This window comes from Marinomonas sp. ATLA20, from assembly GCF_057180105.1.
The window spans coordinates 76973-92635 of sequence record NZ_JBXUKU010000007.1 but is presented as its reverse complement, the minus strand read 5'-3'; the positions used below and the strand labels follow the sequence as shown (position 1 = coordinate 92635).

The following is a 15663-nucleotide window of genomic DNA, read 5'->3' as shown; positions in this document are numbered from 1 at the left end:
TAATGGCATTGAATGGAAGTAGGTTTATGAAACACACACAAATGCCAATCCATGTTATCGGTTTGGGCGTTAATCAAGTGGCGCATCTGGATGATGCGGCGCAAGCTGTCTTGGCGAGTTTATCGGTGAATGATGTTGTGTTGGGTGCGCCGCGTCAGCATGAAACGATTGCGCGCTATGTTCATCAAGGTCGGCGTGAGGATTTACCCAAGCTAAAAGAGCTAAAAGCTTCCTTTACGCAATGGCAATCTCAGGGCGCAAAACAGGTGGTGGTGTTGGCCTCTGGTGATCCATTGTATTACGGCATTGGCGCTTGGTTAATGCGTACTTTTTCGCTTGAAAACCTACATTTCTATCCGAATGTTTCCAGCATTCAAATGGCGTGTCATCGTCTTGGACTATCCTTGCAAGACGTGCAGGTGGCGAGCTTGCATGGTCGGCCTTTGGCGTCTTTACGTCGTCATTTGCAGTCGAATAAAACCTTGGTGTTACTGACCGATCAATACAGTCAGCCGAAACATATTGCCGAAGAGTGCATAAAAGCTGGGCTTGATAAAAGTGAGATTACAATTTGCGAAGCCCTGGGTTATGAACAAGAAAAAGTCCGCACTTTTGTCGCCCATTCTTTGATAGACGCTGAACTCGAATGTGATCCGCTCAATGTGATTGTGCTGAAAACCAGCCAACAAGCCTCACTTTATCCAAGTTCCGTTGGTATTCCCGATACGTCTTTTGTGACAGATAAAGGCGACGGCAAAGGCATGATTACCAAGCGAGAAGTGCGTTTGGCGATTTTGTCTTACATGGGCATTCAGCAAGGCGACACAGTGTGGGACATTGGCGCGGGCTGCGGTGGCGTGAGCGTGGAAATGGCCTATTGGCATCCTCGTAGTCAAGTTGTTGCCATTGAACATCATCCCGATCGCTTGGCCTGTTTAGCGGCTAACCAAGATCGATTTGGTGTGATGCAGAATTTATCGATTGTCGCAGGGCGGGCGCCGGAAGTGCTGGTGGATTTGCTTGCTGGCAATTTGTTTGCTGACAAGAACGCACAACATGGCAGGCCGAACAAAGTCTTCATTGGTGGCAGTGATGGTGAATTGAATGCCTTGATGACGCAAGTCTGGGAGCTATTACCCGATGGTGGCTGCTTGATGGTCAGCGCTGTTACCGAAGAGACAAAATATCAGGTCATGGAATTCGCCCAACAGCGTGACCAAGCACAAGACGCCGACGAGCAGAGTTTGCAGGTGTCCATTACAAAAGGCGAGCGATTAGCGGGGCAGCGGTTATTTCGTCCCAGTCTGCCCGTAACGCTTTATCATTTTCGAAAATATACGGCCACAACATCGGCCATCAATTCAAATCATAAGGAAAACGCACAATGAGTGCCTTGGAAACATCACAAAAAACAGGCCGATTCATTGGTGTGGGCGTAGGTCCTGGTGACCCAGAATTGATCACCTTAAAAGCCTTGCGTTTAATTCAGCGTGCCAGCGTGGTGAGTTACCTTGCCAATGGCGAAGGTGGTTCCCAAGCGAAAACCATCGCCAGCGAAGCCTTTGCGGGCGTCACTCATGCGCAAAACGAAATTGCTATTGTGATGCCGATGTCGACGGATCGCTCATTGGCCAATGAAGCTTATGACAACGGCGCAAAAGCCATTGCCAATGAATTGTCGCAAGGCAAAGACGTGGTTTTCTTGTGTGAAGGTGATCCATTGTTTTTTGGTTCTTTTGCGTATTTATTAGAGCGCCTAGAAGGCAATTTTCAATGCCAAGTGGTGCCAGGCGTATCGTCAATCAATGCCGCATCGTCCGCCTTGAATCATCCGTTAACCGTGTTAAAAGAATCCTTTGCGGTGGTGAGTGGTCGTCATACCGCACTGCAAATTGATACAGCGCTAGAACAACACGACAGTGTGGTTATCATGAAAGCGGGGCGTGCGCGTCCTCGTATCTTGATGGCGCTGCGCAAAACCAATCGTATGCAAGATGCAAAATATCTTGAATACATTGGCCGTGATAACGAACGTATTGTGCGCGATGTATCGACCTTGGAAGATAAAGCAGGGCCGTATTTCTCTTTGTTTGTGGTGACCAAAAGTGAACGAGGCACTCGGTGATACGCTTTATTGCATTAACCCCAGCAGGTGAAAGTCTCGCGCAAAAACTATTGTCTAACGGGACGCAGAATAACTGGCCAGATGCGGTTGTCGACTACAAACCAAAACCTTTCGCCGAGTTCGTGCAAACGGCGTTTAATAATGGCGATTGGCTAGTATTTATTTGTGCCACAGGCATCGTTATGCGAACGCTCGCGCCCGTGTTGCAAGACAAGTATCAAGATCCGCCAGTCTTGGTATTGGATGAAGAAGGTAAGTTTGTCATTCCGCTTTTATCTGGCCATGAAGGCGGTGCAAACGAGTGGGGCGCGCAAGTGGCAAAATCCCTTGGCGCACAGTTAGTGATGACAACCGCGAAACCTTATCTTAATCCTATTTATACTCTGGGAATGGGCTGCGAACGCAACTGCCCGCTGGAATTTATCGAAAGCCTGATGCTTGACGCTCTAGCGCAAAAAGGCTTAACGCCAAACCAAATCCACTCTTTAAACAGCATCGACATCAAAGCCGACGAAACCAACCTCATCGCCCTCGCGGAAAAATACCATTGGGACTTCAACACCTACAGTGCCCAAGAGCTGACACCGATGGAGTCGCTTCTTAGTACCAAATCCGACTACATCTTCAACACCGTCGGTGTCTATGGCGTCGCGGAATCTGCCGCGCTGTTAGCAGCCCAAATTAAAACGGGCAAAGAACCAGAGCTTATCTTGAATAAAATCAAAAACGCCAAAGCTACATGCGCTTTGGCGAGATCGTTTATTTAACTCAGGAATTATTTATCCTAAATAAAAAACAGAGGCGTTAGTAAAGCACAGTCAAATGGTGGTTATGAATGTTTTAACTTTACTCTGCCACCATTTTCAATGAAGTAAATGAATATTATGGTTTGAGAGTCACTATTTACCCGATTTAATAGGAGCTTCTTGCCATGCTGGGTAGTCACTGTAGCCTCGTTCAGTTCCGCCGAACAGTGTTGATCTATCGAAGGGAGCAAGTGGTAAATTTTGTTTTAAACGTTTTGGTAAATCAGGGTTTGCTATGAAGTCTCTTCCAAAGGCAACTAGGTCTGCATACCCATTTGATAGAACCCATTCTGCGCGCATAATATCGTATTTACCTGCAACTATGATTGTGCCATTAAAACGACTACGTATGGTTTGTCTAAAAGACTCTGTAAATGTCGGTGCATCTTCCCAGTCCGCCTCAACAAGGTGTAAATAGGCAATGCCTATTTTATCTAAGAAGTCAGCCGCGTCGACAATGGTTGGAAGAATATCTGGGCAATCCATACCTCGAGCAGTCAGAAATGGCGCTAGACGTATGGCTGTATGCTGAGGGCCTATTTGGTCGGCTACAGCAATGACCACTTCTTTTAGGAAACGCAGACGATGTTGTCGTGTGCCACCATATTGGTCTTGTCGAGTGTTTGAGGTTGTGCGAAGAAATTGGTCAATTAAATAGCCATTTGCGCCATGTATTTCAACACCATCGAACCCAGCATCAATGGCATTTTGCGCAGCGTGTCTAAAATCCTTAATTATAGCTGCGATTTCCTCTTTGCTTAAGGCTCTAGGTGTTGGGCAATCGACCATAACACCTTTACCTGTTGCATGATCAACTTTCCATATTTGCCCTTCAAAAGGCACTGCAGATGGCGCTACAGGTAAATCTCCTTGATGAAAATCTGGATGAGACATACGTCCAACGTGCCAAAGTTGCAGAAATATTTTTCCGCCTTTAGCATGAATGGCGTTGGTCACTATGCGCCATCCTTCTATCTGCTCTGCACTGTGGATTCCAGGAGTGTAAGAGTAACCTTTTCCTTGAGGTGAAATTTGTGTTGCCTCAGTAATGATTAGTGCTGCGGATACACGTTGTTCGTAATAGAGCGCATTCATTTGGTTTGGAATATCTCCCGGTTGAGTGCTTCTGGCTCGTGTCATTGGTGCCATAACAACTCGATGAGAGTGCTCTTTTCCTAGAAAGGTTAGTGGTGAAAAAAGTGTAGTATGAGTGTAATTGTTTGTTGGCATATTGGTGGTCTCCTAGATAGTGATTGTTAGGAGTCATTATTTACTTGTTTTAATGGGTTGATAATTGATCTATTGTTTGAATCATTGTCAAATTATTTGGAATAATGATGCAGAATATTGGTGATATTAGATTATTTGTTGAAGCTGCAAATCTAGGTGGTATATCAGCAGCAGGTCGTAAGCTTGGGTTGTCGCCAGCTGCAGCTAGTGCACGACTTAACAATCTTGAGACGCATTTAAAATCTAGGTTGTTTGAACGGACAACGCGCAGCCTTCGGCTTACGGATGAGGGCAGAGCTTTTTTGCTTTATTGCCAGCAAGGGTTACAAGCGTTTGATGATGGCTTTGCACTTCTAGAAAACCGTACTCAGGCGGTTAGTGGTCGGATTCGCCTTTCAGCCACGTCGGATTTTGGTCGACATATGCTGACTGATTGGCTGGATGAATTTAATGAGGTTTATCCGGATGTGCAGTTTACCTTGTTGCTTTCTGACTCATTATCCAGTCTACATCGTGAGGACATTGATTTAGCTATTCGCTTTGGTGAGCCTCAAGATAGTTTGTTTATTGCTCGTCAATTGGCGAAAAATCGACGAGTATTGTGTGCTTCCCCAACTTATCTTGAAAAGCAAGGTTCTCCCAAATCTCCTAAAGAGCTTGCCCAGTTTCCTTGTATTGTTTTGAGCTCAGACAAAGGCCCAATAAACGAGTGGCAATTCAAATATGACGAAGAGATAGAAAACGTTACGATTTCTATGGAGTATGCGAGAGAGACAAATGATGGAGCTGTAGCCCGGCAATGGGCGATTGACGGACACGGAATAGTCCTAAAATCTATTTGGGATGTAGTGACGGATATCGAAGAAAAACGGCTAGAGAAAGTCTTGCCTCAATGGGTCTTTGCCGACGTTCCTGTACATGCGTTGTATCATAGAAATCGTTATATGCCAGCTAGAGTGAGAGCCTTCCTTAATTTTTTGCTTAAGCGTTTTGATGAAGAGGCACAAAGGCTATTATTAGTTTAATTGTGATGGTATTCGTGACGAACGGCATTAGTATCAGATTCTAGTGCTTCTAAAATGGTGCAATGTTCGGCGCTGTCTTTACCTCCACAACAGGCATCGGATAGTCGTTTGAGCGACCCTTGAATCCAGCGCCCAAGAGCTGACGCCGATGGAGTTGCTTCTTAGTACCAAATCCGACTACATCTTCAACACCGTCGGCGTCTACGGCGTCGCCGAATCTGCCGCGTTGTTAGCAGCCCAAATTAAAACCGGCACAGAACCAGAGCTTATATTGAATAAAATCAAAAACGCCAAAGCGACTTGTGCGTTGGCGAGAGGGTTTTCTTCTTAGTTGGGTTTGCCACATACATTGGCCGAATCAGGTGGATGATTCGGCCAATGTAGCTATGGCTTAGGCCATAGGGAAGGGTTTTGAAATTGCTGATCTAAAGCATTACTAAACCAGCGTCCATTTAATACCTGATTGATCATTTGCATTTTTGCCTGTTCAGGAAGGATGTGATCATTCTTCATTGCGTCAAGCAGTGCTTTTTCATCGTATGATTTCGATGACATTTGGATAAGAGCTTTGTGTTTGTTGGCATTTAAGGTGAGTAATGATTGACCTTGTTGTTCATGTTTAGGTGACCAGGTTAACCAGTTGACTAGATCAGGATTATTTGGATTACCTGTACGGATAAAGCCTTTTAGATATGCTTGAAAGTGTTTGGCTAGGTCTCGCGTACCTGCTTTTTGAAATGTCTCTCCTAAAAGTGCTTGTTGCCAACTTTGATCTAGGAGTGGCATAAAAACGCCATGAAATGATCCGATCAATTCCATTTGTGGGTTTTGTGCGACAAAAGGGTTGGTTCCGAAGGCAATTTCAGCGCCATAAATAGGTGACTGATAATGTTCAAACATCTGTTCTGCTGATTTTTGAACATTAAATAGGCTGTAAAGTTTGCTACCGTAGTTTGAGGTAAAGCGGTATTGGTTAAGTAATGCTGGGTCTTTGCTTAATGCTCCAGAATGCCACGCTTTGACAAAGTAGGGATCACTTAACGCAAAGAAAGAGAATTCGGTTTGCCCAGATAGCATGATGACTGGGACGTTATTGTAAAGGGCAGTATCAAAGCCTTCTTTTGGTATTACGACGCCATCTCTATATAAATGTGGGAAGTGGCTCATTCGTATACCAGCGCCTTTCATCAGTGGTGCTAATCGCTCTGCTGGAAGTTGTTGTAAATAGTCTTGAACGGCTTTTCCTCCTTCGGCTAGCCATTGCTTTGCCGCGTTTTCATTGGCTTGTATTTCATCTTCGACGATGAGTGGAGCAAACGCTTGGCGGAAAACTTCTTGGCTTGGTGCGACGGGTGCTGTGGTCATGCCACCACTAAAGACAATAGCTTGCTGGAATAGGTCTTTAAATAATGGGGAGATTAACATCGCCATGACATCTCGTCCGCCAGCAGAAAAACCAGATACAGTGACTTGATCGGCGCGTCCGCCGAAATATTTGATGTTCTTTTGTATCCATTGTAGTGCGGCTTGTTGATCTAAAAGGCCAAAATTACCAGAAGCTTGGATTGGGTCGTTGCTTTTAATCGCTCTAAGAGGGTTGAACCCTAATACACCGAGGCGATAATTCACTTGTACTACGATGGCGTTTAATGACTTAGCCAGTGCTCTAGGATCAAATTCGTTGGCTTCGCCTGTTTGATTATTGCCACCATGAATATAAACGAGAACGGGGAGGTTCTCTTTATGCTTGTCTGGTCGGTAAATATCTAGGTTAAGGCAGTCTTCTTGGCCTTTAAATTTGCCTTGCTGCCATTGCGGGCAGATAGCGCCTTTTTGTGTAGCTTGCACAGTGCTTTGTATTAGCTCTGCTTGTTGAGGCGATTGCCAGTGTAACGAGCCAACCGGTGCTTTTGCATAAGGGACACCTAAAAAGGAATCGATGCCTTGGCTATTGTTGCCTTCTATCTTCCCAGTGTCCGATAAAACCACTGTAGGATTGGAATAAGCGGTTGCTGTAAAAAGAATGGCTATTCCGCTTATTAGCCAGCGTTGTATTGAGTGTCTGATTCGCATGCTCATCTCTCCATTTATTTTTAGAATGTTGTTTGATGATATCCATTGCTTGTTTACTCACTTCAGCAGTAAGCAATTGCTTTTCTTTGGGTGTTATATCTCCTTGGTTCGCCGTATTTAACAGTTTACTCTCCAGCACTTTTTATCTAAAAGAACTGGATGCCTTTTATTCATAGTTCTTTTTCGCTTTAGTCACTTTTTCAAGATACATGCGAGACTCTGCTCTAGGGTGGTCGTATCTGAGTTTCTTATACACATTGCTGGTGGATGTTTGGTTTATTTTATTCATCGCGCGTGTTCTGTCGGGGTCAAATGCTTTTAACACATTGCTAGAATGTTTGGATCAGAGTCCGATGTATCCTCATGAATTTGATATATAATAATTAGTTAAAACAAGAAAACCAAACACGAGAGCCATGAACGCGGCGACCATTCTGAATAACCCCCTTTCTCTTGTCAGCCCCAATATTCTCAAAACTCGATGTGATACTGTAGCACCTATATTGATATTTTTTTAATCAAACAAGACTGTCATGGCCTTGTACTTAGCATTTATTTCCTACCGCTAGTAGTAAACCAGTTGAGTATAGAGCAGTCAAAGCCCCACTTTTGTCATCTAGCGCTCTATAAATGGAAATTAAAGCAAAATGGCTCAACGAAAGCGTTAAAAAAGTTGTTAAGGGCGGCGAGTTGTGCAAATTAGCCCTGGTTATTAATTTTATCACTTCCAAAGAGGCGCTCATTTGTCAAAAAAAAGCGTTGAGGGTTTATCAAACGCAATTAGGGTCTTCAATGCTTTACAGAATTGCTAAAAACCAATTAATAATAAAACATTTTATAAACAACAACGTCGATTAGGCTTTGTGACTGTGTATATTTTATTAGTACTGAGATATTGAGTGAACACCGTGAATGCGAACGCTAAGATGGTTATGAGAATACGATAATTTCTTGGGTGCTTGTCCCTTGTTAATCTAAAGAAATTAATATGGTGTCATGGAAGACATCTCTGTTTTATTGCGCGTCTCTTTCCTGCTTTTTTGTATGTATCTCTGACTAAAAACTGTACTAATTGCAAAAACTCAGTAATCTATTTATAAGGTTTTATTCTTCTAGTTATGACGTTTGTCCTAAGAAAGTTTGTATGAATTTAGAATCGTTATTTTCCATTACTCCATTTAGCTGGAGTTCGATTGCTACGGCTATTTTTTGTGGCGTTATTGTCGGCTTAGAGCGACAGTTGAGAGGTAAGCCAGTAGGGATTCGAACGTCTGCATTAATTGTATTAGGCACGTATGTGTTTATTGCTTCGTCGATGTTTGTGGCTGCAGATACAACGGACCCATCACGAATTATTGGTCAGGTAATTACTGGGATTGGTTTTCTGGGCGCTGGTGTTATGTTATCTAAAGATGGTGCTGTTATAGGGGTTACCTCTGCGGCAACGATTTGGACATTGGCTGCAATCGGGGTGTGTATTGCGATTGTTGGTTCTTACGTGGCGATAAAGTTATCCATTATTGTGGTCGCTATTTTATATGGCGTAGACATTCTTGAGGAATATTCGTCTGCTTTTACACGCGGCGTACATTCTAAATACAGTCGTTGGCGTAATAGAGATTAAAATGGTGTCAGGTTATCGGGTTAGTAGTTCTCGTGAAGAAATGGATTTTGATGTTATTCATAGTTACATATCAAATACGTATTGGGCAGAAGGAATCCCTAAAGAAACTTTTAAAAAGGCATTAGATAATTCATTATGCTTTGGTGTTTTTTCCTCTGAAGGAAAACAAGTTGGTTTTGCCAGAATGATAACGGATCAGGCAACCTTCGCGTATTTGGCGGATGTGTTTGTTGATGAAGCACATCGTGGTAAAGGCTTGTCTAAGTGGCTTATGCAGGAAGTCCATGATCATCCCTCTTTGCAGGGGTTGAGAAGAATCCTACTGGCTACCAGGGATGCACATAGCTTATACCAACAGTTTGGCTACACATCGTTGAGTTCACCGGCAACCTTTATGCAAAAATGGCAGCCGGATATCTATAAGGGATAGTTTATTCTGACCGTTGTATGCAATTTCGCCCTTGTTCTTTGCCTTTATAGAGTGCTTTGTCTGCACGCTTAATCATTTTCAGCGCATTATCATTATCGCTATGGCGCTGTGTGAGTCCTTGGGTAATGCTAAGTGATAATTTAAATTCACTGAATTTTTTCTCGGATATGAGTACTCTCAATTTTTCCGCTATTACTTCGGCTTCAATTTCTTGTGTGTTTGGTAAAATAATGATGAATTCCTCTCCACCAAACCGAGCAATAATGTCGGTTTTTCTAATTGCTTGAGATAAGGTGTTGGCTATCTCGATCAAACATCTGTCACCAATATCATGACCGTACATATCGTTTACTTTTTTGAAATAGTCAATGTCAATCAGTATGAGACTCAATGCCAAGTTTGAAACCTCTGCATTGTCTAGTTCTTGGCTGAAATAGAGATTTAAACCTCTCCGATTCAGCAGACCGGTTAAAGGGTCTTGTATGTTTTCATTTTTCAATTGTTCAGTGAGCTCTGAATAGCGTTTGAGAAAAAAACGTCCAAATACACCACTAAAAATAATAGAGGCAGCTAGCCAAAATCCTCTGTCTATTGATTTTGTGCTTGAATACGCTTCTTCCGTGAGGTCAATGAAATGTTCGCTAAATATCGTGGCTAAGATAACCCCAATGACTAGCAGAATGGTGATAATAAGAGATTCTCTATAACCCCCAATTAATGCGGCCATGACAGGGTACAGGGGTAGCAAATAAGCGACCTGACTGTTGACGCCACCAGATAAAACTAGAGAAGGGAGGATTATAATAATAGCAATGAATAAAGAGATATAAATCTCTAATGCAGGAAAAGCATTACAACGGATGACGACGTAGAGGCCTGTTACCATTACTAAATCCACTAAACCAATCCATGTAAAGTAGATAGGTAGCGTGACAAAAAAAGGGCGCAAGGTGAGATCAATAATTAAGGTTAAGATGGATAACTCAATTATGCGCAGAATGAGTTTGTGGCTCAGCTGAGTTTCAATTTTGTTTTGCATAATTTTTTTGTAAATGTCCTGTTTTAATAGAGTTAAATGATTTTGTATAAAAAATAATCAGCAATAGTGACATCATGAAGCTACATAGAAGTATGTAGAGACTCTGCTTTTTGTCGAGTTGTGTTCGATGTCTCTGTTTTAAGTCATGAAAAAAGACAAAATCGAGTAAGTGGCCTCGACGCGCAGTAAACCTAGTAAATTGAGCTGCACTATATGCTAGATTCAACTTTTGCTTTGTTACGTGTTGTAAGGGAAAATCGATGAAAATAAGAAATTATGCTATTTCGTTTGGTATTTTATTGGGCAGTTTCACTGCGTTACCAGCAATAGCGGCTTCGTTTGAAGTGCCGCGGTCTTTTGAAATAATGTATGTAGACCTTGAAAGTGCTAGTCAGCTTGGTAATGACTTTAAAGTGGAACTTGACGAAGGCCAGCATCAGATCGTTGTGCGTTTTAATAAATTGTTGCGCAGCGGTGGCGATACCCATGAATATCAATCAGAGCCAATTGCCTTAGATTTGAAGTTTACGAAGAATGGGTATTTGATCTTAAAAGCTCCTTACATATCTAATCAGAAACAAGCTGAGGCCAATGCTAAAGATCCACAATTTACGATTTATGATGACGTGACCGGACAGGACGTTGATTACAAACAGAAAAATTTAACAACTAAGTCTGGACTTCAAAATACTCGTGATTATGTGTCTGAGATTGAAAGATTAACGGCAACCAAAACTTTGGACAGTGTGCGCTCTGATTCTGGTCCGGTTAGAGCGCCAATTCTAATGGCAGAAGATGTGGCATTGGATATGATGCAGTTTTGGTATAATGAATCAGATGAGTTAACTCGCAAAGATGCTCGAATCTGGATAGCGGATAATATGTACAAGCCTAAAGTTGCTAATATTCAGCTTGATATGTTCCTGTTTTGGGTTAAAAAAGCGGATAAAGAAGAGAGAAAAGAATTCCAAGCTTGGCTATTAAAATGATTTTTTAAGTAATAAACGCCCAGTGGAAGCTGGGCGTTAGCTCATACAGTTAGACTAAGCGGCCACTTTTGATTCTGCATACTTTTGGTTGAATTTATCGTTAACCCAAAGTGCCAACAATATAATTCCGCCCCCAATAGCTAGACGCAGAATGTCAGCGTCTCTGTTCCAGAAAACCACATTAACGATAATACCAGCAGGAATAAGAAGGTTATTGGCAACGGCCAAAGTGCCAATATTCACCATGGTTGCACCTTTATTCCAAGCAAAATAGCCTAATCCAGAAGCAACGATGCCAAGGTAGGTCAAAATGGACCATTGTAGCGTCGTTGTTGGGAGTTTATCTGGGTTACCTAATGCTAGGTAACACGGAACAACAATCGCTAAAGCTCCAATGAAAAACCATCCAAATACAGTGCGCTGAGGAAGATCTGGACGCTGTTTTGCAATAACACGTTTATAGCCAACTTGCCCTGAAGCAAAGCAAATATTGGCACCTTGTACGATTAGCAAGCCCTTGATGAAACCCTCGTCTACTCCTTGATAGCGAATGGCAACAGCCCCCAAGATCGCTAAAAGGGCGCTGATAGCAAAGCCTACATTTAGACGACGATCTAGCATGTCATTGATAAGCGTGACATACAGAGGCGTCATAACGGTAAAGAGTAGGACTTCAGGTACTGATAAATATAAGAAAGATTGGTAATAAAACCCATACATTATACCGAGCTGTAAAGCACCGCAGATCATTAGCTTCAATGCGATTCTTGCTTCAATTTGACGCAGTTTAAGGAAGGGTAAAAAAACAATAGTAGCAAGTGCAACCCGCATTAGTACGGAAAACCAAGCATCGACTTGTCCGGCTAGGTAAACCCCAATCAAGCTGAATGAAAACGCCCAAAGTAGGGTGACGGCAATAAGTATTGGCATGTGTCTAATTCCAAGTAAAGTTTTTTGTAGAGTTTACCGACTAATTGCGTTTTGGTAAATCAGTTTACTTTTATGTTTTTTTGGGTTTACTAATGTCTTTTTTTTAGCTTTTTTTATTGAGTGTCTTTTTATCTGCAATTTTCAGAGAAAAACGATTTAATTTGGGTTGTTTGGGCTTTATTGATTTAGTCGGTAGGTAACCGATATTGCTCTTTGTGTCTGAGTAAAACCTTGATCTAGATTAATAATTTAAACTGTCACCCTGTTACCTTTTTTAGCACAGACATCTTGTTTGATCTCAAAAAGGAATCGATTATGAAAGCTTTATTTCTTCCAGCAGTACTTGTTTCTGCGCTTTGTTCATCCATGGCTTTAGCTCACAATGCGGGTGATATTTTTGTTCGTGGCGGTTTAGCGGTAGTGATGCCAAATGAAAGCAGTGATGATGTTGCCAGTTCAGGTGAATTAGAACTGAATAGTGATACTCAAGTGGGTTTGACACTTACTTACATGTTGACTGATCAATTTGGTGTTGAGTTGTTAGCAGCGACACCTTTTACTCATGAGGTTTCTACAAAAGGTTTAGGGGAGGTTGCTGAAGTGTCTCATTTGCCTCCCTCTATCATGGCGCAATATTACTTTGGCCAAGAGAACAGTCAAATTCGCCCTTATGTCGGCGCGGGTTTGAATTACACTGTTTTCTTTGATGAAAAGGGGAAAGGAGTATTATCCAATGATGATGTAAAACTTGATAATTCTTTTGGTTTGGCTGCACAAGTGGGTGTTGATGTGAATTTTGCTGAAAACTGGTTTGCGAACGCTTCGCTTTGGTACATGGATATCAATACTGATGTTCATACTGAAACGGCTGGGACAATTAACGCAGACATTGATCCTGTTACTTTTATGGCAAGTGTTGGTTATACCTTCTAAAACTATTATCCAGAGGGATATAGGAAGGCTTTGGTTTTCGAATCAAAGCCTTTTTATTGTGTTGTTTCATAGGAGTAAGATAGGCTTTTCTATTTAAGATCATTTTGGAAAAACGATGTCTTTAACTTTTATTTCTGAGTTGGAATCTCGCTGCCAAGCTTTTTTACAGGCTCAAGACCACGCTGATGCAGCTCATGATTTGAATCATATCTTGCGAGTGGTCAAAGTCGCTAAGCAACTTGCCGCTGCAGAAAATGCTGACTTGGCGGTGGTCATTCCTGCCGCCTGGCTTCATGATTGTGTATCTTTACCCAAAAATCATCCTGAACGGCATTTGGCTTCGACATTGGCTAGCGATAAAGCCATTGAGTTTTTAGCCTCTATTAATTACTCAAGTGAGCATTACGAAGCGATCCGACATTCAATTAAGGCTCATAGTTTTAGTGCCAATATTGCAGCCGAAACGCTCGAAGCTAAAATAGTGCAGGATGCAGATCGTTTAGATGCATTGGGAGCTGTCGGTATCGCTCGTTGTATGCAAGTAAGTGGTGTGCTTAATCGTGCTTTATATGCTTCAGAGGACCCATTTTGTGAAAATCGAGAGCCCGATGATTCTCGGTACTCGGTCGATCATTTTTTTAATAAATTATTTCGTATTGCGGACAGTTTACATACGGCTTCTGCTCAGTTGGAGGGGAAGAGGCGGGAAGCAGTTATGCGAGACTTTCTTGATCAGTTAGCGTTAGAAATCTAACGCTAACTTCTGTATTTCTTGTATAGACCTTCATGCTTTGTGGTTGATAGCGCTTAAATTAGCGAGCATTTTTTGCCCAATTTCCAAGAATTTTTTCAGTTCCTCATCACTAATACCTGTCCGCATTTTTGTCAAAATCGCTTGGTCAGCACTAGCCAATTGCTGGTAACACTCTAAACCTTTCTCCGTTAGTTGAAGGAACTGGCTGCGCTTGTCATTCGGGTTGGGGGTTTTTATCACATATCCATGGTCCATTACTTCGTGTACTAATCGAGTGATTTGACCTTTGTCTCTCTCTGTTGATTCTGCAAGGTGATGCGCTGTGCAGTCCTCTATGTCGTGAATTTGTTTTAGCACCATGAAGTACAGTGGGGAAAGTTGTAGACCTTTTTCTTTCATGGTGTCTTTCATTGAGGTTTTTAAACCGCCAATAGTATTGATAAAGAGTGATTGCATTTCAGATTCATAATGATGCATAACGATTTCCAATTAGTTGACAAAATCAACTTAATTTAATATGGTTGACAATGTCAACATAGTTTGTTGTTTTAACCTTATCATTAACTGAGAGAATATCTATGTCAAAAATTGTTCAAAAAATTGGTGTTATTGCTAGCCTAGTCATTACTTTTGGTGGTTTTTTAACCTTACTAATGACATGGAAAAATATCGGTTTTACCGATGGCTTTATTGGAGCTTGGTTGTCCTCTTTTGCCTTGTGTGTTTTGTGTATTGCGCCAATTGGGGGAGTGATTGCTTTTACCATTAATCGGCTGGTTACTTTAATCTTTCCAAGTTTCTCTTCTGTGAAGAAAAATATTGCTTTTGGACTTGTTATGGCGGTGATGATGGAATCTATTATGGCCGTTGTGACGACGATAAATCTACACGGTTTTATGCTGATAAAAGAGTTTGTTGATTTTTGGCTTGCGACGTTTGTTTCAGCGTTACCGGCTGGGTTGGCTATTTCTGTATTGATGTCTCTAGTTATTAAGCCGAAATTAGCCGCTTTTTGGGCTAAGCCTGCATAAGGTTATTTTACAAGAGGAGTGTAATAGTGCTGCCTTGAGCAATGGAGGCCATTATCGGCCGATGCTTAGATCGTCAAAAATCAGACATAATTGAACGTCTGTAAAGAGTAAGACGCTAAGCCTGCTATAGAAGGGTAGCGTCTTAATAGATAAAAATATCTAGGTTGTTTTCTTTAGATTATTAAAGTGAAATGCCTGTTTAGGCAAACAATAAGTAGCAGTTGCCTTGTTCTATTCCTACCGTGGCTTTTTTAAGTTGGCTACCTTGGCAGGGACCGGTAATGCAGGTTCCGTCTACAGGTGAAAATAAGGCGCCATGATGGTGGCACTTTAAGTAATCACCTTCTTCATCTAGCGCAGGGTCATCAGACCAATTAAGTTGCTTCTTCTGATGAGGGCATAGGTTCTCAAAAGCCAGAATCTGGCCTTGCTGTTTAGTGACTAAAAAGTTGTACTCTTCAACTTTTATGCTTAGTGCTTTGCCTTCAGGAAGGTTTTGAGCATCGGGGATAAGGTACTTGTTAAACACGTGATTACCGCACTTTTTTATAATGAATGTAGTTTATTTCAATAGAATTGACGCTTTCCATAATCATGCGCACTAAATTCGACAACAAAAAACATTGTCCTTTAGTGGTGTTTTCTTTCAATTCTATCGTTGACTAGGCGAATAA

18 protein-coding genes are annotated in these 15663 nt (G+C 41.9%); 12 read left to right on the top strand and 6 right to left on the bottom strand.

The genetic code is table 11. The features are described from left to right. Positions 1 to 26 precede the first annotated feature (26 nt). The 3 genes from cbiE to AC2A4J_RS13200 are packed head-to-tail and all read left to right on the top strand — an operon-like array spanning position 27 to position 2892. Positions 27 to 1388: a precorrin-6y C5,15-methyltransferase (decarboxylating) subunit CbiE gene (gene cbiE, locus AC2A4J_RS13210; protein ID WP_484176355.1), complete on the top strand. Its 1362-nt coding sequence runs from the start codon at positions 27 to 29 to the stop codon at positions 1386 to 1388. After that, entirely contained in the window at positions 1385 to 2125 is a 741-nt protein-coding gene (gene cobI / locus AC2A4J_RS13205) for a precorrin-2 C(20)-methyltransferase (protein ID WP_484176354.1), read from the top strand. The genes cbiE and cobI overlap by 4 nt, the downstream gene beginning before the upstream one ends. Continuing rightward, positions 2122 to 2892, top strand: coding sequence for a cobalt-precorrin 5A hydrolase (locus AC2A4J_RS13200; RefSeq protein WP_484176353.1), 771 nt, complete (start codon positions 2122 to 2124; stop codon positions 2890 to 2892). The genes cobI and AC2A4J_RS13200 overlap by 4 nt, the downstream gene beginning before the upstream one ends. Positions 2893 to 3024: 132 nt before the next feature. Here the strand turns inward: AC2A4J_RS13200 and AC2A4J_RS13195 are convergent, their stop codons facing one another. Next, positions 3025 to 4161 (bottom strand): alkene reductase, encoded by a 1137-nt coding sequence (locus AC2A4J_RS13195; RefSeq protein ID WP_484176352.1) that lies wholly within the window; start codon positions 4159 to 4161, stop codon positions 3025 to 3027. 107 nt (positions 4162 to 4268) lie between these two features. Between AC2A4J_RS13195 and AC2A4J_RS13190 the strand changes: the two genes are divergently transcribed. Together AC2A4J_RS13190 and AC2A4J_RS13185 are read left to right on the top strand one after the other, a co-directional pair. Beyond that, positions 4269 to 5186 (top strand): LysR family transcriptional regulator, encoded by a 918-nt coding sequence (locus AC2A4J_RS13190; protein WP_484176351.1) that lies wholly within the window; start codon positions 4269 to 4271, stop codon positions 5184 to 5186. 139 nt (positions 5187 to 5325) lie between these two features. Continuing rightward, a complete protein-coding gene (locus AC2A4J_RS13185) occupies positions 5326 to 5517 on the top strand; it encodes a cobalamin biosynthesis protein (protein WP_484176457.1) in 192 nt (63 codons plus the stop codon). A 53-nt stretch (positions 5518 to 5570) separates the two neighbouring features. On the opposite strand, the gene AC2A4J_RS13180 is transcribed toward AC2A4J_RS13185, so the two are convergent. After that, entirely contained in the window at positions 5571 to 7259 is a 1689-nt protein-coding gene (locus AC2A4J_RS13180; RefSeq protein ID WP_484176350.1) for a carboxylesterase family protein, read from the bottom strand. A 630-nt stretch (positions 7260 to 7889) separates the two neighbouring features. Between AC2A4J_RS13180 and AC2A4J_RS13175 the strand changes: the two genes are divergently transcribed. From AC2A4J_RS13175 to AC2A4J_RS13165, 3 genes are all read left to right on the top strand, one after another. Next, on the top strand, positions 7890 to 8117 hold the full coding sequence (locus tag AC2A4J_RS13175; protein ID WP_484176349.1) for a hypothetical protein: 228 nt from the start codon (positions 7890 to 7892) through the stop codon (positions 8115 to 8117). Positions 8118 to 8403: 286 nt separating this feature from the next. After that, positions 8404 to 8883: an MgtC/SapB family protein gene (locus AC2A4J_RS13170; RefSeq protein WP_484176348.1), complete on the top strand. Its 480-nt coding sequence runs from the start codon at positions 8404 to 8406 to the stop codon at positions 8881 to 8883. A 1-nt stretch (position 8884) separates the two neighbouring features. Further along, positions 8885 to 9313 carry a GNAT family N-acetyltransferase gene (locus tag AC2A4J_RS13165; RefSeq protein ID WP_484176347.1) on the top strand — a complete coding sequence of 143 codons (429 nt, stop codon included), beginning with the start codon at positions 8885 to 8887 and terminating at the stop codon, positions 9311 to 9313. Position 9314: 1 nt separating this feature from the next. Here AC2A4J_RS13165 and AC2A4J_RS13160 read toward each other — a convergent pair whose 3' ends face one another. Then, positions 9315 to 10352, bottom strand: a complete 1038-nt coding sequence (locus AC2A4J_RS13160; RefSeq protein ID WP_484176346.1) for a diguanylate cyclase — start codon at positions 10350 to 10352, stop codon at positions 9315 to 9317. A 260-nt stretch (positions 10353 to 10612) separates the two neighbouring features. Between AC2A4J_RS13160 and AC2A4J_RS13155 the strand changes: the two genes are divergently transcribed. After that, a complete protein-coding gene (locus AC2A4J_RS13155) occupies positions 10613 to 11341 on the top strand; it encodes a YccT family protein (protein ID WP_484176345.1) in 729 nt (242 codons plus the stop codon). 54 nt (positions 11342 to 11395) lie between these two features. Here the strand turns inward: AC2A4J_RS13155 and AC2A4J_RS13150 are convergent, their stop codons facing one another. After that, positions 11396 to 12271 carry a carboxylate/amino acid/amine transporter gene (locus AC2A4J_RS13150; RefSeq protein ID WP_484176344.1) on the bottom strand — a complete coding sequence of 292 codons (876 nt, stop codon included), beginning with the start codon at positions 12269 to 12271 and terminating at the stop codon, positions 11396 to 11398. 315 nt (positions 12272 to 12586) lie between these two features. On the opposite strand from AC2A4J_RS13150, the gene AC2A4J_RS13145 reads away from it, so the two are divergent. Further along, complete coding sequence (locus tag AC2A4J_RS13145; RefSeq protein WP_484176343.1) at positions 12587 to 13204, top strand: OmpW family outer membrane protein; 618 nt, start codon at positions 12587 to 12589, stop codon at positions 13202 to 13204. A gap of 115 nt (positions 13205 to 13319) precedes the next feature. Further along, positions 13320 to 13958 (top strand): HD domain-containing protein, encoded by a 639-nt coding sequence (locus tag AC2A4J_RS13140; RefSeq protein WP_484176342.1) that lies wholly within the window; start codon positions 13320 to 13322, stop codon positions 13956 to 13958. 30 nt (positions 13959 to 13988) lie between these two features. On the opposite strand, the gene AC2A4J_RS13135 is transcribed toward AC2A4J_RS13140, so the two are convergent. After that, positions 13989 to 14435 (bottom strand): MarR family winged helix-turn-helix transcriptional regulator, encoded by a 447-nt coding sequence (locus AC2A4J_RS13135; protein ID WP_484176341.1) that lies wholly within the window; start codon positions 14433 to 14435, stop codon positions 13989 to 13991. A 101-nt stretch (positions 14436 to 14536) separates the two neighbouring features. On the opposite strand from AC2A4J_RS13135, the gene AC2A4J_RS13130 reads away from it, so the two are divergent. Further along, a complete protein-coding gene (locus AC2A4J_RS13130) occupies positions 14537 to 14989 on the top strand; it encodes a DUF2798 domain-containing protein (protein WP_484176340.1) in 453 nt (150 codons plus the stop codon). A 199-nt stretch (positions 14990 to 15188) separates the two neighbouring features. Here the strand turns inward: AC2A4J_RS13130 and AC2A4J_RS13125 are convergent, their stop codons facing one another. Further along, positions 15189 to 15518: a Rieske (2Fe-2S) protein gene (locus tag AC2A4J_RS13125; protein WP_484176339.1), complete on the bottom strand. Its 330-nt coding sequence runs from the start codon at positions 15516 to 15518 to the stop codon at positions 15189 to 15191. Between the last annotated feature and the right edge of the window lie 145 nt (positions 15519 to 15663).